Source organism: Mycolicibacterium lacusdiani (assembly GCF_021916785.1).
In the GTDB taxonomy this organism is placed as follows: domain Bacteria; phylum Actinomycetota; class Actinomycetes; order Mycobacteriales; family Mycobacteriaceae; genus Mycobacterium; species Mycobacterium lacusdiani.
Genome location: NZ_JAKCFC010000010.1, coordinates 24,999 through 44,985 on the forward strand (window position 1 = coordinate 24,999; position 19,987 = coordinate 44,985).

Consider the following 19,987-nt stretch of genomic DNA (forward strand, 5'->3'; position numbering starts at 1 on the left):
TAAGGGCTACGACAACGGTGCGGTCAGTTCGACGTTGATGCCGTCGGGGTCCTGAAACGACAAGATGGCGATGCCCGCGTCGGCCAGGTCGATGATTTCACCGCGCTCGATGCCCGCCTCGCTCATCGACCGCGCTGCCGTCTCGAGGTCCTCTCGGCTGGAGACGGCGAAACTGATGTGGTCGAGACCGGTTCGAGTGGAGTCGAAGTGGTCGCTGCCGACGGGCCTCAGACCGAACAACGTGCCCTGGGGCGTTTGATACACGACGCCGCCATAGAACTTCTTCGGCGAGTCCTCGACGCCGGGGTCGTTCGCCGACGCCGATGCGTCGATGGCCCTCGGCCAGCCGAACACCTGGTCGTAGAAGCTCGCAGAGCGTCCGATGTCGGTGACCGTGAGACGGACGTGGGCGTACCCGGTGCTGTTGACCAATGCCATGTGGCGGTATTACCCCGCGAATCGGCGACTCACGCAGTCAGAGCGGACGATCGAGCGTCACGTCACCGACGCGAAAGATCGGACGTCCTCAGACCCGCTCGTCGGCCGATTCGTCGAGCCACTCGTTGGGCCGCGGGCCGAAGGCCGCCACTGCGACCCGGACGGCGACGAGTAGAGCGCGGTCTCGGTCGATCGCATCGTGTTCGCCGTTCATGTCCCCGCCCCGTTCCTATCCGCCACCCTGCTGAACGCTTCCCACCATAGAGACAATAATTGCTAAAAGCTAGGTCCCGTGCACATTGAGTCCGCGAATGTGTCCATAGCGGCTGTTCAAGCCCGAAAACGAGGAGGACTAGCAATGTTGCACCGCGTGAATTGAATATTTGCCAAACTTTCATCGGCGTGCGCACTTTCTCCTCCTGCCGCGAACCCCCTTGACCGCTGAGCTGCTTTTCGATAGGCATTATCAAAATCATTGTGGCAATGGCGCGCGGTGCAAGGGGTCGACGTGGACGAACGCAAGATCACCTGCCCGTTGTGCGAGGCCATGTGCGGGCTCCGGGTCCAGGTCGAGCAGGACCGTGTCACGGGCATTCGTGGCAACGCCGACGACGTCTGGTCGCGTGGACACCTGTGCCCCAAGGGCGTGTCCCTGGGGCATCTGCACGACGATCCCGATCGACTCCGTCGTCCCATGGTGCGCCGCCGGAGCGGCGGGCACGAGGAAGTGTCCTGGGACGACGCGTTCGCCGAAGCGGAGCGGGTGCTGCGGCCCGTCCTCGACACCGACGGTGCCAGGGCGCTGACCGTCTACGTCGGTAACCCGGTGGCGCACAACCACGCGCTGGGGACCCACATCGGAGCGCTGATCGGCTTCGCCCAGGCAGCCGGGATGCAGGCGTACTACTCACCGGGGACTGTCGACCAGTGGCCACTGAACGTCGTCGGATCGCTGCTCTTCGGCGCGATGTGGAACGCCCCGGTCCCGGACCTGGCGCGCACCGACTACCTGATGATGTTGGGCGCCAACCCGTCTGCGTCGCAGGGGTCGATGCTCTCGGCGCCGGACATCATGGGCCTGCTCTCGGCGATCGCCGGGCGCGGTCGGGTGGTGGTGGTCGACCCGCGCCGCACGGGTACGGCCAGGCAGGCGAGCGAATGGGTACCCGTCCGGCCCGGCACCGACGCCCTACTTCTGTTCGCCCTGCTGCGCACGCTGGGTGAGCAGGGATGGGTCCGGCGGCCCGCACATCTCGCGGGCCGCGTCGACGGTCTGGACGAGGCGATCGCGCTCGCCGAGCCGTTCACCCCGGAGCGTGTCGGGCCCGTCACCGGAATACCGGCGGAGACGATCCGGCGGCTCGCTCGTGAACTGGCTCACGCTTCGAAGCCCGTGCTGTACAGTCGAATCGGAGCATCGACACAGGAGTTCGGGACGTTGGCCACCTGGCTGGTGTTCGTCGTCAACACCGCCCTCGGTGCGCTGGACAGACCTGGCGGGGCGGTGTTCCCCAAGCCCCCGGTGTGGACGCCGATGTTCGCGAAGTCGCCCGATCAGACGGGCGTGGGGTGGGAATTCGGGCGGTTCCACAGTCGGGTGCGCGGGGCTCCGGAAGTCTTGGGACAGTACCCGGTCGGGTGTCTCGCCGAGGAGATCGACACCCCGGGCGACGGCCGTCTCCGGGCGTTGATCACGGTCGCGGGCAACCCGGCGGTGTCCGCGCCAGGAGCGGGCCGGCTGGCCGACGCGTTGCCCCGGCTGGACGCCATGATCGCCGTCGACAACTGGCTCAACGAGACGACGCGACACGCCCACGTGATCCTTCCTGGGCTCTCCCCGCTGGAACGGCCCCACGTCGACGACCTGTACTGGATGCACTCGATCGCGTCCTGCGTGAAGTGGTCCGATGCCGTCTTCGAGCCCGACCCCGCACGCCCCCTGGAGTGGGAACTGCTGCTGCGCCTCGGCGGCGCCATGTTCGGCACGCCGGTGCCCGACGTCGACGTCGCCGGGCTCGACGACCTCTACGTCGGTGGCATGATCGCCACCATGTCGGCACTGCCCGACAACCCGCTCAGCGGCCTCGACGCCGCGACGGTCATGGCTCGGCTCGATGGTCGCGGACCAGAGCGCCTGGCAGATCTCGGCATTCGGGTCGGGCCGTGGGGCGATCGCTTCGGCGAACGGCCCGATGGATTGACGCTCGCAGAGGTCCGGCGTCACCCCGACGGCCTGCGGCTGGCCGAACTGGAGGGCGGCCGGCTCGACGACGCCGTGACGACGCCGTCGGGACGAGTCGAACTGATCCACGCCCACATCGTCGACGACATACCGCGGCTGGTGCGACGGATGGAACGGGACACCCCCGAACTGGTGCTGATCAGCCGACGGCACCTGCGGTCGAACAACTCCTGGCTGCACAACGTGCCCGCCCTGATGCGTGGCCGGGAGCGGTGCACGCTGTTGATCAATCCCGCCGATGCGGCCCGCGTGGGCGTGCTGCACGATCAGGACGTGTGCGTCCGTACGACCGAGGGTGCGGTCACCGTCGTCGCCGAGGTCAGCGACGAGGTGATGCCGGGTGTCGTGTCGCTGCCGCACGGCTGGGGGCACGGTGTCGATGGCACCCGAATGGCAACTGCCAATGCGCATCCCGGGGTCAACAACAATCTGCTCAACCCCACCGACTTCATCGACGTGCCCAGCAACACGCACGCACTCAACGGGGTGCCGTGTCAGGTCAGTCGGGTGTGACGATGCCGCCCGAGGATTCTGCGCCGCGACGCGGCAGGCCGCGGCGCATCAGCTCGGAGGCCATCGCGCAGGCCGTGCTCGACGTGGGCGCCGAACGCGCCACCATGCGGCGGGTGGCCGAGCGGCTGGGCGTCAGCGTGCCGGGCCTCTACCACCACGTGAAGAACAAGGACGAGTTACTCCGGCTGGCGGCGCGACGGGCGCTGGGGGACGCGCCTCCGCCGCGTTACGCGGGTGAGCACTGGGCGGCCTTCCTGCGGACCTACGCCGACTACGTGCGTGGCGCACTGTCGTCCGAACCCGCACTGGTGGAGAAGTTCGTCGGCGGCCAGGTGGCCGACGACGGGCAGATGGAGTACGTCGCGCACGCCCTGGATGCACTGCGCGCGCAGGGGCTCGAGCCCGATCAGGCCATCGAAGCGTGGGCCGCCGTCACGGCCCTGGCGATGGGCAGCGTCACCGAAGCGCACAGGGAGCGGATCCTCGCCGAGTCCGGTCGACCGTGGACGTCGCGGATCTTCGCGCTGACGGCCCGCAGCGGGCCGGGTGCCCATCCGACGCTGAGGGCAGTCGCGGCCGCCGGGTACGACCCGTTCGGCGACGAGGCCTTCGACCGCCGTATCACGTTGTTGCTGAGAGGGATAGCGGCTCAGTACTCGCTCGACCGCGACGGCTGACGACGATCTCGCAGCGGGGCGACCAACGCGTCGAGCCCGTATTCGAAGACGGCGTCGTAGTCGGTGGGCGACTGCAGGGCCCGGACGAGTTCGCGGTCGGGCCAGTCGTCGGTCCACAACGATGGGTCCTCTTCGTCGTGCTTGGCGCCGCGCACCGCCGAGAACTGCATCACCGCCGACGAGATGACGTGCACCTGGATCGCACGCAGCACGAGCGCGGCATCGGTTCCGATGACGCCCAGTTCGGCGAGTTGCGCGGCCAACGTCTGCTGAATGGGCAGGAACAGCATCGGCGTTCGGTCCCGCTCGTGGGCGATGGCGAGGAGATGTTGGCGGTCGATGAGTACGCGGCGCTGGTTGCGGGCCAGCGATGCGATGCGCTCGACCGGAGCGCTGCCGTCGGCAGGCAGGTTCGCCAGCTCGCCGAGCAGTCGTTCGACCAGCCGATCGAAGAGGGCGTCCTTGCCGCCGACGTGCCAGTAGATGGACGTCACCGCGACGCCGAGGCGGTCGGCGAGGCTGCGCATGGTGAACGCTTCGACGCCGTCGCGCTCGATCAGCTGGGCGGCGGCGTCGAGGATCGATTCGGCGCTCACGGAAGTCATGACGTGCCTCCTCATTTCGGCGCCGCGGGCTCTGTAGCGGTGTTACATTCTGCCGCGTAACGACGTTACAACCACAAGCGGCCTGCGAGGGAGTATTCGTGTTCGACGTCAAGATCACTGGCGGAACCGTCGTCGACGGAACGGGCGCGGCACGATTCGCCGCCGACGTCGCGATCAAGGACGGCAAGATCGTCGAGGTCCGGCGCCGAGGTCCCGGCGACGAGCCGCTCGGTGGTGAGGCGGCCGAGACGATCGACGCGACGGGACGGATCGTCGCCCCTGGCTTCGTCGACATCCACACCCACTACGACGGGCAGGTCAGCTGGGACAGTCTGCTCGAACCGTCGAGCAATCACGGCGTGACCACGGTCGTCGCAGGCAACTGCGGCGTCGGGTTCGCTCCGGTGCGCCCCGGTCGAGAGCAGTGGCTGATCGAGCTGATGGAGGGCGTAGAGGACATCCCGGGCACCGCGCTCACCGAGGGCATCACGTGGGGCTGGGAGACCTACGCCGAGTACCTCGACGTCATCGAACGCCGGGAGCTGGCCGTCGACATCGGAAGCCAGGTCGCGCACGGCACGGTGCGCGCATACGCGATGGGGGAGCGCGGCGCCCGCAACGAGCCCGCGACCGAAGACGACATCGCGGCGATGAGCCGACTGGTGCGCGAGGCGGCGGAAGCCGGCGCGCTGGGATTCTCGTCGTCGCGGACCCTCGCGCACCGCGCCATGGACGGCGAACCCGTTCCCGGCACGTTCGCCGCCGAGGAGGAGCTGTTCGCGCTCGGACGAGCGATGGCGGCCGGAGGCGCAGGCGTCTTCGAACTCGCGCCGCAAGGCGCGGCCGGCGAGGACATCATCGCCCCGAAGAAGGAACTCGAGTGGATGCAGCGCTTGGGCTCCGAGATCGACTGTGCGCTGAGCTTCGCGCTGATCCAGGTCGACGCCGACCCCAACCTGTGGCGGGAGCAACTCGACATCTCCGCCGCGGCACACGAGGCGGGTAGCCGCCTGCACCCGCAGGTCGCCGCCCGCCCCTTCGGGATGCTGCTCGGCTTCCCTGGCCACCACGCCTTCACGCACCGCCCGACGTATCGAAAGCTCAAGGCGCAGTGCAGCCGTGAGGAACTCGCGGCTCGCCTGGCCGAGCCCGCGGTGCGCGCCGCGATCCTCGCCGAGGAGGACCTGCCGCTCGACCCGAACATCCTGTTCGACGGAATGTTCGCGCTGGCACAGTATTCGGGTGACCGGCTCTACCACCTCGGCGAGCCGCCGGACTACGAGCCCACCGCCGACCGCACCGTCGCGTCGATCGCCCGCGAACGCGGCCAGGAACTGCTGCCGACGATGTACGACCTGATGCTCGAGGCGAACGCCGCCGCCATGCTGATGCTGCCGATGTTCAACTACTCCGACGGCAACCACGACGCGATCCGCGAGATGATGACCCACCCCGCCGGCGTCCTCGGGCTCTCCGACGGCGGCGCGCACTGCAGCATGATCTGCGATGCGTCGTATCCGACCTTCCTGCTGACCCATTGGGCACGCGACAGGCACCGCGGCGACAAGCTCCCGCTGGAGTACGTGGTGCGCAAGCAGTCCCACGACACCGCGCAGCTGTTCGGTCTCTCCGACCGGGGCGTCATCGCCGCGGGGAAGAAGGCCGACGTCAACGTGATCGACATGGACGCCCTCACGTTGCACGCGCCACGGATGGCGTACGACCTGCCTGCAGGCGGTCACCGTCTGGTGCAGGGTGCCTCGGGGTACGACGCGACGATCGTGAGCGGGGTCGTGACCCGACGCCACGGCGCCGACACGGGCGCCCGGCCGGGTCGATTGGTTCGCGGCGCGCGCTGATCAGCCCGGTGGCGTTGGCGAGCCCGTCCACCAGCGGCCGACGTCGGTGACGAACGGGCTGTCTCCAAGTCTGTCGACGTCGTCGCGGAACGCGTTGGCGATGAACTGCTTTCGTGGGTTCCTGCCGGTGGACACGAAACACGACAGTTCGTAGTCGAGGCCCGTCGACGGCGAGCGGTGGCCGCCGAAGTAGACCGCGCGCTTGAGCGCCGATACCGCGTACGGCGAGCGACGGGCGAGTCGATCGGCCATGGTGGCCGCTTCGGCCAGCAGATCCTCGGCTGCCACCACGCGATGCACCAACCCGGCGTCGAGCGCCTCGGAGGCGGTCAGCGGACGCCCCTCGAGCATGTGCTCGAGCGCCCGCGACTGGCCGAGGATCGCCGTGAGGCGCTGTGTCCCACCGCCTCCGGGGATCAGGCCCGCGAGAATCTCGATGAGGCCGACGCGGACGCGATCATCGTCGGACGCGAGCCGAAGATCGCAGAACAGCGCGAGTTCGAGGCCGCCGCCGAGAGCCACGCCGTTGATTGCGGCGACGTAGACGACCCCGGAACGGTTCATGCGCAGCATCGTCCGTTTCAGCACGGCGCTGTACACGATGCCGGACCCCCAGTCCCCGCCACGCTTCTCCGTCATCGTCAGCAAGCCGGGTAGCCGGAATGCGGCGTTGTTCGCGCGGATCGACCACTGAACGAGGCGTCGTGGCAGCGGCGGCGCCGACATCTCGAAGAAGAGTCGTACCTGCTCGGGTTCGGAATGCGACACGAACTTCGAACCCGTACCCGTGAGGATCACCGCTCCCACCGACGGATCGCCGTCCGCAGCTCGGGTGAGTGCGTCTAGGTCCTTGACCAAGCGCAACGACAGGAAGTGATTGGGTGGGTCGGCGAAGACCGCGGTCAGTACCCGGCCTTGCTGGCTCAGCGTGAGGGTGGCCAGGCGAAGGTCCTTCGCGCGGGTCGACGTCTCCTTCGTCATAGCGTTCCTTGGCGGTCCGGCGACGCCCGTCGTGGGCGGATCGCGGCGTGGATCGGACCATCCGGGACGATGGTCAGCGGCGCGGTGACCGGGAACGTGTGCGTCGTCGCGCCGATCTCCACCTGCCGCACCACGGCGGCCAACTCGAGTACTGCCGCGGTGAGGGCGAAGTGCTCGCCGATGCACGAACGTGGTCCGCCCCCGAACGGCAAATACTGCCAGCGGTCGATGTGCGCGGCGTTCTCGGCGTCGAACCGGCTGGGATCGAAGGTCAGCGGATCGGTCCACAGTCGTGGATCGCGATGCAGCGCATAGACACCCACCACCAACTGGCTGCCCGACGCGACGTGATGACCGTCGACCTCCATGTCGGTGCGGGCGACCCGCATGATTGCGGGAGTGGGCCCGCCCAGCCGCAGGGCTTCCTGCACGACCATCGTCGTGTAGGGCAGCTGGCCCCTGGGGTCGGCGATGAAGACCGCCTCCTCGACGGCATGGGCTTCGGCTGCGACCCGCTCCTGCACCTCCGGATGCCGTCCCAGTGCCCACAGCGCATAGGCCAACGTCGTGGCAGTCGTCTCCAGGCCAGACGCCAGGAAGATCACCAGTTCGTGGCAGATGTCGTCGTCCGACATCGGTCGGCCGGTGGTGGGATCGGTCGCCTCGATCATGGCGCGCACCAACGGCGCATCGCGGTCCGGATCTGCACGGCAGGACCGCAGGATGTCCGCGGCGAGCCCATGTGCGAATTCGTTGAATGCCAGCGCGTTTCGCCGGGCAGGTGTCGGTACCCATCGTGGCAACTTCAGCGGGGCACGTCCGCGGGCGGCAATGTAGCCGCTGATCCTGCGCATCGGCTCCACCAGCGCATCGGTGTCCTGGTCGGGCTCGAACGCCATGATCGAGCGGCCGAGGACGCGCATCGTGATTCGTCGGCCGTCCCGGTCCAGATCGACCTCGGTCCGATCTCGCCACGACGTGGCGCATTGCGCTGCGATCTCGTACATCTGCTCGCTCAACCGGGACAACCGCTGCTTGGTGAAGACCGGTTGGAGCAGGCGGCGTCGCCCGATCCAGCTCTCGTGCGGGAAGTTGAGCAGCGATCCGCCGTTGAGTTCCCGCTGCTCGGTCATGAAGGGAAAGTCGCGGTCGACCGTCGGAAACGTGGCGGTGAGCACGTCGCGTGCACCACGGGGCGAGGTGACGATCACGAATGGCGGCATCAGGCGACGCGGGGCGATCGACACCTCGGTGACCGGACCGCCCGCATCGCGGAACACCTCGCAGCCGGTGTGGATCTCCTGGATGGCCTGTATTCGGCGTTGGTAGCTCAACGGGGTCGGTGGCACCGGGGGAAGCGCTGCCAGATCGAGGTTGGTGGTCACGGGGTCTCTCCTCACACGTCGAAGCGAATTCCGGTGTGACGCTCGGCCGATGCCCACGACTCGGTGGTCAGGCCGGGGTCCGACGGGGTCCGGCCAGGTTTCATCTCGGCGGGCAGGCCCCGCATGCCGAACAGGCGATCGGGGCCGTAGTAGCCGCCCGGACGTGCCGAGGGCGACGTCGCGGCGTACAGAATCGACAGCGCGCCGACGGACGGAGGTTGCCCGATCAGCCGGCAGGACGCTCGCCAGAATACGTCGCCGACCCACCGCTCGGAGTGCATACCGGCCTCGGTGTCCGCCCATCCCGGTTGCGCGGCAACGGCTCTCACCTTCGATCCCGTCGCATCGAGTCGGTGCTGCAGTTCAGTGACGAACAACAGGTTCGCGAGTTTCGACTGGCAGTAGGCGTCGAAGGCGTTGAAGTTCCGGGTGCACCAGGCGGGGTCGTCGGGCACGTAGGCTCCGAAACCTGCCCGCCCGCAGAACTCGAGCGCCCGGCTGGTGACCACGACGACGCGGTCGCGGACCTTGTTCAGAAGCTGACCGATCAGGGCGAAGTGGCCCAGGTGATTGACGCCGATGTGCTGTTCGAACCCGTCTGCCGTCAACCCCCATGGTGCGTAGCAGACCCCGGCCAGGGCGATCACGGTGTCGACTGGACCGCAGGACTTCGCTGCCGTGGCAACCGATCCGAGGTCCGCCAGGTCGAGCGGGAGCACGTCGGTCCCGGTCCCGACACGGGACGCGACACGCTCCCCTTCCTCGGGTCGTCGGCATCCCAGGATCACGTGGGCGCCGGCCCGCGCGAAGTGCTCGGCAGTTGCCGCACCCAGTCCGCCGTTTGCGCCCGTGATGAGGATCGTCCTGCCGGTCTGGTCTGGTACGTGCTCGGCGACCCACCGCCCGGCGATCTCGGGTGTCACCGATTGGGTCAGTGGCATGGGTCGTCACTCCTCGTCTCGTGTCGCGGTCGAGGCAATGGATGCGCTGGGTGCCGTGATGGCGACTGTATGTCTGAAGAGTTATAACAAGTTCTAGTATTATCGTCCAACACGTCAATATTGTGGGTTGGACGTGCAGATTTGTCGTCGAGACGATGGACTCGTCACATGGAACGTGTTACAACATTTTGGATTGATCGCTGGACTTCGGGCGATCGACGGCCCGCGGGGAACGGGCGTCGGCGGCTTCGTCTTCGTCGACTCCGAACCACCGGATCGCTGAGTTCGACCAAGAAGTGAGCGCTTCCCGGAGGAGGAACCGAGATGTCCGACGCGGTCATCGTCGCCTATGCCCGTACTCCCTTCACCCGTTCGCTGGTCGGCGGATTGGCGAAGGCGTCCGAGTTCGACCTGGCCAACACGGTGATCGCGGAGGTGATCCGGCGTTCCGGCATGCCTCCCGAGTCCATCGACAACATCGCGATGGGGGAGGTGCTCCAGGGCGGCGGGTGCATCGCGCGCTATTCGGCGCTGGACTTGGGGCTGCCGCCGGACACCCCGGCAGTCGCCATTGGCGGCTGGTGCGCCTCGGGAATGATCGCGATGCACCAGGCGGTCGCGAGCATCCGCGCAGGCATGGGGCGGTGCATCATCGCCGGTGGTGTCAATACTCCTTCGGCATCGCCGATGGCAGGGCCGCACTTCGCGTCGACGGGCATCACCGACACGCCAATTGCCCCCATGCACCCGGGAATTGGCGAAATGCCCGCTCTCGACTTGGCGCTCATGCTCGGTGAGGGCACGGCCCGGCAGTACGGCTTGACCCGCGAGGAGGTCGACGAGTGGGCGGCCCGTGCGCACTCCCTGGCCTCGGATGCCATCGAGGCCGGGGTGCTGGACTGGGAGAAGGTCGCCGTGGCAGCCGGCGACACCGTTGCCACCGCCGACGAGCTGCCGTGTCGCGACTTCACCGTGGCCGCGCTGGGGCAGATGGACTCCTTCCTCGGCACCGACTGCACGGTCACCGTCGGCAATCAGACCGGCCTCACCGACGGTGCGGCGGCGTTGATGATCTGCGACCGAGCCTTCGCCGAGTCGCTCGGCGTCCAGCCGCTCGCCCGCATCGTTGGCTGGTCGGTGGTCGGCTCGGAACCAGAGCGCGCCACCGAGGCAACCGTGACCGCGACTCGGCGTGCCCTCACGCTGGCGGACGTCGACGTCGAGGCAGTGGACCTGTTCGAGGTGCACGACTCCTACGCGTCCATCGGGGTCGCCTACGGTCGCGAGCTGAAGCTCGCCGACGACCGGCTGAACGTCCGTGGGGGCGGGCTCGCCCTGGGCCACCCGTATGGTGCATCGGGAACCCGGGTGGCCGGCACCCTGATCGCCGAACTCCAGCGCCGGGGCGGAGGCGTTGGGGCCGGAGCGATCGTCAGTGCCGGCGGGCTCGGTGCCGCAGTCGTACTCGACGTCTTCCCAGCCGCGGCCTGAGGCTGACGGACACGTGCTCGATCTGATCACCCGCGCCGTCGTCGCCGCGCCGAAGCGGATCCTCTTGGCGGCGCTCCTGTTGGTGGCGGTATGCGGTCTGCTTGCTGCACCGGTGAATTCGATGCTGTCGGCTGGCGGCTTCACCGATCCGGACGCCCAATCGAATCAGGCCAACCGCGTCCTGGTCGAGGAGTTCGACCGTGGATTCGTCAATGTGAACCTCTTGATCGAGTCATCGGAGCCAGTGTCCTCGCCGCCGGTGCGGCGTGCGATCGACGAACTCGTCGCCGACCTCCGCGGCGCCGAGCACGTCGCGCGGGTGCTCTCGCCCGCCGACACGTCGGACCCGGTCACCGCAGGATTGGAGAGCAAGGACGGCCGGTCCGCGCTGGTGATCGCCTACCTCGAGGGCGACGAGAGCGCGGGCATCGCGAACTCGGCCAGCCTGGTCGACCGATTCACGGGCGAACGGCAGCCCGGCATCGTCGTCTCGGCAGGCGGACCAGGAGCCGTGTACGCGCAGGTGAACGAACAGAGCCAACGAGACCTGACGGTCAGCGAGGCGATCGTGCTACCGATCACCTTCCTGGTGTTGGTGTGGGTGTTCGGCGGGGTCGTCGCCGCCCTGATCCCGTTGGCGGTTGGGGCGTTCGCGATCTCGGGTTCTATCGCGATTCTCCGCGTCATTGCCGAGTTCGCCGAGGTGTCGGTATTCGCGCTCAACCTGGCCGTGGCGCTCGGGCTGGCGCTCGCGATCGACTACTCGCTGCTTCTGGTGAGCCGTTACCGAGAAGAAGTCGGCGACGGCTCCGATCCCGACGGTGCGCTGCGTCGCACGATGCGCACCGCCGGGCGCACGGTCGTGTTCTCCGCCGCCACGGTCGCGTTGTGCCTTGCCACCATGGCGGTCTTCCCCATGTACTTCCTTCGTTCATTCGCCTACGGCGCGGTGTCGGTCGTCGCGCTCGCCGCTCTCGCGGCGCTGGTGATCACGCCCGCTGCGATCAGGATCGCCGGCAGCAGGATAGGACGGCCCGGCGCACGGGGCCCGCTCGCGTCGTCACGCTGGTACGGGTGGGCGCATGCGGTGATGCGGCGACCGATCATCGCCACGGCGGTCACGGTCGTGCCGCTCGTAGTCGTCGGTCTGCCATTCCTCGACGTGAGGTTCGGCTTCCCCGACGATCGGATCCTGCCGACGTCGTCTCCCGCACGGCAGGTTGGTGACCAGATCCGTTCTGACTTCACTCAGGACGCCGGCCTGCCGGTGCACATCGTGTTGAGGCATGACGACGGCTTCCAGGACGACGGGCGCATCGACGGCTACGCGGCCGAACTCTCACGCGTCCCATCGGTCGTGGCCGCGGCAGGGCCGGGCGCCACCTTTGCCGAGGGCCGTCCGGTGGCCCCGCCCGGCACCGAATCGGCCAGCGCTGCCGATAGCAGCTTCTTGACCGTGAGCACCACGACCGAGCCGTTCGGCGCGGCGTCCGACGAACTGTTGGACCGGTTGCACGCCATCCCGCCACCCGAGGGGACGACGGCGCTGTTCACCGGCGCAGCACAATCCAATCGCGATGGTGTCGAATCGATCTCCACCCGGCTGCCTGCACTGCTCGGGCTCATAGCGGTGGTCATGTTCGCGTTGCTCTTCCTCCTGAGCGGCAGTGTGGTCATCCCGCTGAAGGCCCTGGCGATGAACGCCTTATCACTGACGGCGACGTTCGGCGCCATGGTCTGGATCTTCCAGGAGGGGCACCTGGGCGGGCTCGGAACGACGGTCGTCGGCACCTTGGTCTCGACGATGCCCGTGCTGATGTTCTGCGTCGCCTTCGGCCTGTCGATGGACTACGAGGTGTTCATCATCGCCCGGGTCCGCGAGTTCTGGCTCGCATCCGACCGATCCGCCGCGGCGAGCCGCGATGCGGTGGCGCTGGGGCTGGCGGGGACGGGTCGCATCGTGACGGCCGCGGCGCTGGTCATGGCCATCACGTTCGCGGGCCTCATCGCATCGCAGGTGTCGATGTTGCGCATCTTCGGGTTCGGGCTCGCAGTCGCAATCTTGGTGGATGCCGTCGTGATTCGATCCATCCTCCTGCCCGCGGTGATGGTGCTGCTCGGCCGCTGGAACTGGTGGTCGCCGCGCTGGTTGGCTCGGCTGCACGGCCGCCTGGTGGTACCCCAGACAGCGACGCGCGCCACCACGTCGGTGTGACGGTATCGGCACGTTCGGAACGGAGTTCGTGATGGAGCGAAGCCTGCTGTTGACGGGTGCCACCTCGGGACTGGGCCTGGGGGTGGCTCGACGATTGGTGGGACGGCCGGGGTGGCACGCAGTCCTGCCGGTTCGAAACGCGGCGCGCGGCAACATGCTCGAAGGGCTCCTCGGCGACTGCGCTGCGAACGGTCGGACGCACATGGTCACCTGCGATCAGGGGAGTCGCGATAGCGTCCGAGTGGCAGCGGAGCAGATTACGACGATGGTCGACTCCGGCGTGATCGCACCCTTGAGCACCGTGATCCTCAATGCCGCCGTGCTGCGCAACGATGCGCTGGCGCTCAGCCCGGATGGCGTCGAGCTGACGGTGGCCACCAACCTCCTCGGCCCGCACGCGCTGCTGGCGCGCCTGAGTCGTCACCTCGCCCCGGATGCGCGGATCCTCGTGGTCGGATCTCCAACCATCCGTCAGACGTGGTTCCAGCGGGCGGCCCGCGTGCGGCCTGCGGTGTGGGAATCACTGGCGCGGCAGTGCGTTCCGCACGACGACGGGGTGCAGGCCTATGCCCGAACCAAGCTCGGGTTGTACTACCTTGCCTGCGCGGTCAACCAACTCGTGCCCGGCGACATGTCGGCGGCCTACTTCGACCCGGGCGTGATGCCCGGTACCAACATCCTGCGGGAGCGACATCAAGCCAGCCAGATCTACTGGCGACGCGTACTGCCATACGTGGCATGGACGTTCGGGGGTGTCACGGTGGGTCGTGGCTCGCGCTCGATGGCGCCCTACGCGCTGCACGAGAAGCCGATGAAAGCTGATGGCTTCCTGTCGGTCAAGAGGGGCAAACGTGGACCGCGCGTGGAAGGCGGCCGCCTTCGCGAGTACTTCGCGGACGCCAACGAGATGTGCGGGCTTCAGCACGTGGACGTGGCGCCCTGGTGGTTTCGCCTCGACGATCTGTGCTGACGTCGTGACCTCGGTTCGAAAGTCGCTCGTCATGGGCGCCAGCGGTTTCGTCGGTTCGCACGTGACCCGTCAACTCGTGGAACGTGGCGACGACGTGCGGGTGCTCCTGCGCACGACGAGTTCGACGCGGGGGATCGACGACCTCGACGTCGAGCGCCGATATGGCGACGTGTTCGACGACGAAGCCGTCGAGTCGGCGATGTCCGACCGCGACGTGGTCTTCTACTGCGTCGTCGACGCCCGGGCGACGCTGCCCGACCCGGCGCCACTCGTTCGTACCAACGTCGAGGGACTGCGCCGGGTCTTGGACGTCGCGATGCGCGCGGAACTCGAGAAGTTCGTGTTCCTCAGCACGATCGGCACCCTCGCCGTCAGCAGCGACGGTAGCCCGGTCACGGAAGACACCCCGTTCAATTGGTCCGGTCAGTGCGGCGACTACATCCAAACCCGGAGGACGGCAGAGCGACTCGTACTCGAGGCTGCGCAGAGTGGACGGGTGCCTGCAGTGGCCATGTGCGTGTCGAACACCTACGGTCCCGGGGACTGGCAACCGACACCGCACGGCGCAGTCGTGGCCCGCGCGGCGCACGGCCGAATGCGCTTCTATGCTGCCGGAGCGTCGGCAGAGGTGGTGGGCATCGAGGACGCCGCTCGAGCACTGATACTGGCCGCTGAACGCGGCCGCGTCGGGCAGCGGTACATCGTCTCGGAGCGCCACCTGCCGCTGCGAACGATTCTCGAGACCGCGGCAGCCGAGACCGGTATGCGCCCGCCGCGCTTCGGTGTCCCCATGACAGCGCTGTACGCCGGCGCCTACGCGGCGGAGCCGGTTCGTGCCGTGCTGCCCGGCCGGATCACCCCGTTCCTCACGATCGCGCGACTGCTGGACTTCACGTGCCCCGCCGACCATGGGAAGGCAACGCGGGAACTCGGCTGGCATCCCGAGCCGACGGTGGAAGCAATCCGGCGGGCGGCCCGGTTCTACGTCGAGCAGTCGATCTGAGTCGGAGTCGGAGTAAACCGCCGCGCCCGCTCGTCCGGCGTATACGGTCACCCCATGACCGTCGTCCTTGCCATCAAGTGCGCCAACGGAATAGCCATGGCGTCGGACTCGCAGATCACCGATCCCGGCCGTGGGCTCACCTATCCGGCGCAGAAGTTGCATGCGATGGGCAAGCATGCGGCATGGGGCGGCAGCGGATCCCGCGCGGTGCTCTACGACCTCGAGCAGATCTTCGATGCCGAGGGCGAGGCCGTCGTGGAGTCGAACGACGTCGGCCACTCACTGCAGGCCCGGGTGGTGCCGGTGCTCAAGCACCACTACGCGAACTTCATCGAACACGTGCCGGGGCAGGGGGAGGCGGGTACGCCCGCCACGTACGTCCTGACCGCCGGATACGCCGACGGCAAACCCTTCATCGTCGACCTGGACCCGAACGGGCTCATCGGGCATCACGAGGAGACCGGCTTCCAGGCGATCGGCAGCGGCGCCCCGATGGCTCAGCAGGCACATGCTCTGCTCGCCCACTTCCAGATGACCGAACGCGACGTCGAATACGGCATGGTGGCGGCGATCCGGGTGCTCGACGCACTGGATGCGTCGTCGCCGAGCGTCGGTGGACCGATGGATCTGTGCCGCATCACGCCGGACGGCGCCGAGCACCTCAGTGAGGACGAGGTGAAGGGGATTCGGGGACAACGGGATCGGTGGATCGCACTCGAACACGATGCGCTCGACCGGCTCTTCGACTGACGTCGGACGCTCAGTCGCGCGGCTTGACGTGCTTGGTCACCCACTCGGCGGCGAGCTTGACGAGGCCAGACTGCTGATACCGGACGTGGGCGTCGAAGTCCCTGCCCGGTGAGCAGATCGGATCGTTGGTGTTGCACAGGTCCGCCGTGCGGGCGCCGAAGTCGGGACTCATGAGGGTGAGCGGTCGGCCCAGGCGCGCTGCCGGGTTGCCGAAGACGGTGACGGCCGCGACGTGGGGCACGACCGCGGCGGGCAGTGGCGCCGTGTACCCGAGCCCGGCGATCGGCGAGGTCGTGACGACGTCGATGACCGCCGCGCCCTGGGAGTACCCGCCAAGCACGATCTTGGTGTCGGGGCACTTCGCTGCGGTCGCCTGCAGGCGCTTGCTGGCGTCGGTGGCGCCAGCCGCCACCTGAAGGAAGTCGTACGACGCGGGATACTTGACCGCGTACGACTCGACCTTCTGGCCCTTGACCATCGGTCGCAGGGCGTCGATCAGCGCCTTGCCGACCTTCCCGATGCCCGGGGGTTCGTCGGTGCCGCGGGCGAAGATCACCTCGACGTCGGGGCACTTCGAGGCGGCGGCAGCCACCGGCATCCCGATGCAGGTCGAAAGCGTGAGCGCGCCGAGGACCGCAGCGACCATCGCGGTCATGCCTGTGCGCTGCGTGCTACCGACGGACACGGGATCTCCTCGACATGGGCGTGCTGGGCATATACCCATGCGCCACAGGGATCACTCTAGTAACAGAGTCACGAATTGGCTACCGATGAACTACCGTCCAAAGATGCTGCGGATCCAGCTCACTTCCCGCATGGTGACGGTCCACCTCGCAATCCTGGTGCTCGTGCTCGCCGGTTGCGGTGATGACGGTGCATCGACCGCCGTGGCCCTCACGCCATGCGAGATCGTCTCGAACGGCACGCCCGCGCCCAAGACGTCGGCCAAGCCGTCGCCCGCCGCGTCGCCGACGACCACGCAGAACCTCGCGACGAACCCGGAGGTGGCGACGGGCTACCGGACCGACATGACCCCGGTTCGGACGTCGACGTATGGGGTCGTGACGGCCAACCCACTCGCCACGCAGGCCGCCTGCGAGGTGCTTGGCGAAGGCGGAACCGCCGCCGATGCCCTCGTCGTCGCGCAGACGGTGCTCGGGCTCGTCGAGCCGCAGTCGTCCGGGATCGGTGGCGGCGGCTTCCTGGTGTACTACGACGCCGCATCGAAGTCGGTGCAGGCCTACGACGGCCGCGAAGTGGCTCCCGCCGCGGCCACCGAGAACTATCTGCGGTGGGTCGACGACGTCGACCGCACCGCGCCCAAGCCGGATGCCCGCGCGTCCGGCCGGTCGATCGGCGTGCCTGGCGTGGTGCGCATGCTCGGCGACGTCCATGCCGAGCACGGCAAGGCGCCGTGGCGCGACCTGTTCGCTCCGGCGGTCGACCTCGCCGACGGTGGCTTCGACGTCAGCCCGCGATTGGCGAGCGCCATCGCCGACTCCGCGGCGATGCTGAAGATCGACCCCGAAGCCGCCGCGTACTTCCTCGGGCCCGACGGCAGCCCGAAGGCGGCAGGCACGCGTCTGACCAACCCGGCGTACTCGAAGACGTTGGGCGCCATTGCATCCGAGGGTCCGCAGGGGTTCTACACCGGGGCTGTCGCCGAGGCAGTGGTTGCGGAAGCCGCGGACACCTCGGGGGGCCGTACGCCGAGTCTCATGACACTCGCCGACCTCGAGCGCTACACCGCGAAGAAGCGTGAGCCGCTGTGCGTTCCGTACCGCAACCACGAGGTGTGCGGCATGCCGCCACCGTCGTCGGGCGGCATCGCGGTGGCCGCGGTGCTCGGCATGATCGAACGCTTCGACATGAGCGAACACCGCCCCACCGACATGGATCTCAACGGCGGCAAGCCCACCGTGATGGGTGTCCACCTCATCTCCGAGGCCGAGCGACTGGCCTACGCCGATCGAGACCGATACGTCGCCGATACCGAATTCGTACCGCTTCCCGGTGGCACGCCCGACACCTTGCTCAACCCGGCATACCTCTCGCAGCGATCCGCCGGGATCGACGAACGTCGGAGCATGGGCACCGCCAAGCCCGGTGAGTTCGGCCCGCCGAAGGCCCCCACCGAGGACGTTCCGGAACACGGCACCAGCCACATCAGCATCGTCGACGGGCAGGGCAATGCCGCATCGTTCACCACCACGGTCGAATCGGCGTTCGGGTCGTTCCACATGGTCGACGGCTTCATCCTCAACAACCAGCTGACCGACTTCTCCGCCGAACCCGTGGGCCCGGACGGGGCGCCGGTGGCCAATCGCATCGAGCCCGGCAAGCGGCCGCGCAGCACGATGGCCCCCACGCTGGTGTTCGACCGAACGGAGCAGGGCCGCGGGCCGCTGTACGCCGCGCTCGGCTCGCCGGGTGGTTCGGTGATCATCCAGTTCGTGGTCAAGACCCTGGTCGGGATGTTGGATTGGGGCATGGACCCGCAGCAGGCCGTGTCGATGGTGGACTTCGGGGCCGCCAATTCGCCGAAGACCAACGTCGGCGGAGAACACCCCAACGTCGACGTCACCGACGACGGCGACCACGACGCCCTGGTGCGAGGCCTACGCGCGCTGGGCCACCAGGTCGATCTGGCCGACCAGTCCAGCGGCTTGTCCGCCATCGTGCGCAGCGACCCCGGCTGGACCGGCGGCGCTGATCCCCGACGCGAGGGTTTGGTGATGGGTGATGCCACCTGACGTCGGTATCCGTCGGCCAACGGTTGCGATGAGGCATCATGGCGCAGGTGACGACGCCGCCACCGCAACGTCCGGGAGAGCCAGGTTGGCGCGGCCGGCGGACTCCACCGCCCCCGCCGTCTGACCCGGCTACGCGGCGCATCCCGCACGCGCCCGAACCGCCCACCGAACAGTTCCGCGCACCGCGCCGACCCGGTCCGCCCGGCCACGGGGCCCCACCACCGCCGCCACGCGTGCCGCCTCCGCCCCGCCAGCCGCCGCCACCACCGCGGATGCCGCCCCCGCCGCGCGCTGCGCCGGAGCCTCCGACCCGCCCCGTCGAGCGCCCGCTACCCCCGCGCCAGCCGCCTCCGCCACCGCCACTTCCGCCGTCGGAACCGGCGATCACCGCCGAACCCGACCAACCCGCGCCGCGGGCACGCCGCGGGTTCGTCCTCAACCGGCAGACCGTCGCACTGCTGGCCCTCATCGTCGTCGCGGTACTCGCCGGCGGCCTCGCGGGAGGGGAACTGTATGCCCGCAGCCGGGCCGACGGCATCCTGGTCGACGTCGCAGAATGCGTCGTCGAGGACGGAGCCACGATCTCGTTCGGCGTGAACCCGCCGTTCCTGTGGCAGCACATCACCGGGCACTACACGAACATCTCGGTGATCACGGCGGGAGACCGCGTGCAGTCCGCCGACGGCATGACGGCCGACGTGACGCTGGAAGACGTGCGGTTGCAGGAGACCGACGATTCCAAGGGAACCATCGGGTCGCTGCAGGCGACGCTGACGTGGAGGTCGGCCGGCATCAAGGACACGGTGGCCGCCGAGCTTCCCGGGGTCGGAAACCTGATTACCGGGGTGAGCACGAACACCGGACAGGGCACCATCGTCCTCGAAGCCGGGGAGAATAGCGTCGTCGCCAAACCCGTTGTCGTCGATGGTGATCTGGATCTTCAGGTCCTCGAGGTCACCGGACCGATCCCGAAGGACACCATCCAGAAGGCCCTCGACGACCTGACCACGAAGCTCAACGACAACTATCCGCTGGGCATCCACGCCGACAGCGTCGAGGTCACCGACGCCGGCGTGGTCGGGAAGTTCTCCAGCCAGGACGCGACGATTCCCAAGGAGGACGCCGACCCCTGCTTCGCGCGCCTCTAGGCACCACACTCTCGTA

General features: G+C 68.2%; 17 protein-coding genes. 10 read left to right on the forward strand and 7 right to left on the reverse strand.

Annotated elements, in window-relative coordinates:
• Window positions 1-6: 6 nt before the first annotated feature.
• Together LOK44_RS24115 and LOK44_RS29840 are read right to left on the reverse strand one after the other, a co-directional pair.
• On the reverse strand, window positions 7-438 hold the full coding sequence (locus LOK44_RS24115; protein ID WP_237572621.1) for a VOC family protein: 432 nt from the start codon (window positions 436-438) through the stop codon (window positions 7-9).
• Window positions 439-526: 88 nt separating this feature from the next.
• Complete coding sequence (locus LOK44_RS29840) at window positions 527-652, reverse strand: hypothetical protein (protein ID WP_283817910.1); 126 nt, start codon at window positions 650-652, stop codon at window positions 527-529.
• 294 nt (window positions 653-946) lie between these two features.
• Between LOK44_RS29840 and LOK44_RS24120 the strand changes: the two genes are divergently transcribed.
• Window positions 947-3,193 carry a molybdopterin-dependent oxidoreductase gene (locus LOK44_RS24120; RefSeq protein WP_308192784.1) on the forward strand — a complete coding sequence of 749 codons (2,247 nt, stop codon included), beginning with the start codon at window positions 947-949 and terminating at the stop codon, window positions 3,191-3,193.
• Window positions 3,172-3,870, forward strand: a complete 699-nt coding sequence (locus LOK44_RS24125; protein WP_237572622.1) for a TetR family transcriptional regulator — start codon at window positions 3,172-3,174, stop codon at window positions 3,868-3,870. Before LOK44_RS24120 ends, LOK44_RS24125 begins: the two co-directional genes overlap by 22 nt.
• Here the strand turns inward: LOK44_RS24125 and LOK44_RS24130 are convergent.
• The gene (locus LOK44_RS24130) at window positions 3,843-4,475 is read right to left on the reverse strand and encodes a TetR/AcrR family transcriptional regulator (protein ID WP_237572623.1); all 633 of its coding nucleotides are present in this window, start codon (window positions 4,473-4,475) and stop codon (window positions 3,843-3,845) included. The two genes, LOK44_RS24125 and LOK44_RS24130, sit on opposite strands and share 28 nt — an antisense overlap.
• Window positions 4,476-4,573: 98 nt before the next feature.
• On the opposite strand from LOK44_RS24130, the gene LOK44_RS24135 reads away from it, so the two are divergent.
• A complete protein-coding gene (locus LOK44_RS24135) occupies window positions 4,574-6,334 on the forward strand; it encodes an N-acyl-D-amino-acid deacylase family protein (RefSeq protein ID WP_237572624.1) in 1,761 nt (586 codons plus the stop codon).
• On the opposite strand, the gene LOK44_RS24140 is transcribed toward LOK44_RS24135, so the two are convergent.
• Genes LOK44_RS24140 through LOK44_RS24150 form a run of 3 tightly spaced genes read right to left on the reverse strand, consistent with a single transcriptional unit; the run spans window position 6,335 to window position 9,641 of the window.
• Window positions 6,335-7,315, reverse strand: coding sequence for an enoyl-CoA hydratase/isomerase family protein (locus LOK44_RS24140; RefSeq protein ID WP_237572625.1), 981 nt, complete (start codon window positions 7,313-7,315; stop codon window positions 6,335-6,337).
• Entirely contained in the window at window positions 7,312-8,700 is a 1,389-nt protein-coding gene (locus LOK44_RS24145) for a cytochrome P450 (RefSeq protein ID WP_237572626.1), read from the reverse strand. The genes LOK44_RS24140 and LOK44_RS24145 overlap by 4 nt, the downstream gene beginning before the upstream one ends.
• Before the next feature lie 11 nt (window positions 8,701-8,711).
• Complete coding sequence (locus LOK44_RS24150; RefSeq protein ID WP_237572627.1) at window positions 8,712-9,641, reverse strand: SDR family NAD(P)-dependent oxidoreductase; 930 nt, start codon at window positions 9,639-9,641, stop codon at window positions 8,712-8,714.
• 324 nt (window positions 9,642-9,965) lie between these two features.
• Between LOK44_RS24150 and LOK44_RS24155 the strand changes: the two genes are divergently transcribed.
• The 5 genes from LOK44_RS24155 to LOK44_RS24175 are packed head-to-tail and all read left to right on the forward strand — an operon-like array spanning window position 9,966 to window position 16,070.
• Complete coding sequence (locus LOK44_RS24155; RefSeq protein WP_237572628.1) at window positions 9,966-11,132, forward strand: thiolase family protein; 1,167 nt, start codon at window positions 9,966-9,968, stop codon at window positions 11,130-11,132.
• 13 nt (window positions 11,133-11,145) lie between these two features.
• Complete coding sequence (locus tag LOK44_RS24160; protein ID WP_237572629.1) at window positions 11,146-13,347, forward strand: MMPL family transporter; 2,202 nt, start codon at window positions 11,146-11,148, stop codon at window positions 13,345-13,347.
• A 31-nt stretch (window positions 13,348-13,378) separates the two neighbouring features.
• Entirely contained in the window at window positions 13,379-14,317 is a 939-nt protein-coding gene (locus tag LOK44_RS24165; protein ID WP_237572630.1) for an SDR family NAD(P)-dependent oxidoreductase, read from the forward strand.
• Window positions 14,318-14,348: 31 nt separating this feature from the next.
• Window positions 14,349-15,320, forward strand: a complete 972-nt coding sequence (locus LOK44_RS24170) for an NAD-dependent epimerase/dehydratase family protein (protein WP_249784103.1) — start codon at window positions 14,349-14,351, stop codon at window positions 15,318-15,320.
• A 54-nt stretch (window positions 15,321-15,374) separates the two neighbouring features.
• The gene (locus tag LOK44_RS24175) at window positions 15,375-16,070 is read left to right on the forward strand and encodes an Ntn hydrolase family protein (protein ID WP_237572632.1); all 696 of its coding nucleotides are present in this window, start codon (window positions 15,375-15,377) and stop codon (window positions 16,068-16,070) included.
• A gap of 10 nt (window positions 16,071-16,080) precedes the next feature.
• On the opposite strand, the gene LOK44_RS24180 is transcribed toward LOK44_RS24175, so the two are convergent.
• Window positions 16,081-16,725: a cutinase family protein gene (locus LOK44_RS24180; protein ID WP_372481316.1), complete on the reverse strand. Its 645-nt coding sequence runs from the start codon at window positions 16,723-16,725 to the stop codon at window positions 16,081-16,083.
• A 133-nt stretch (window positions 16,726-16,858) separates the two neighbouring features.
• Here LOK44_RS24180 and ggt point away from each other — a divergent pair, with 133 nt between their 5' ends.
• Complete coding sequence (ggt, locus tag LOK44_RS24185) at window positions 16,859-18,823, forward strand: gamma-glutamyltransferase (protein WP_237572633.1); 1,965 nt, start codon at window positions 16,859-16,861, stop codon at window positions 18,821-18,823.
• A 38-nt stretch (window positions 18,824-18,861) separates the two neighbouring features.
• On the forward strand, window positions 18,862-19,971 hold the full coding sequence (locus LOK44_RS24190; RefSeq protein WP_283817911.1) for an LmeA family phospholipid-binding protein: 1,110 nt from the start codon (window positions 18,862-18,864) through the stop codon (window positions 19,969-19,971).
• Window positions 19,972-19,987: the final 16 nt, after the last annotated feature.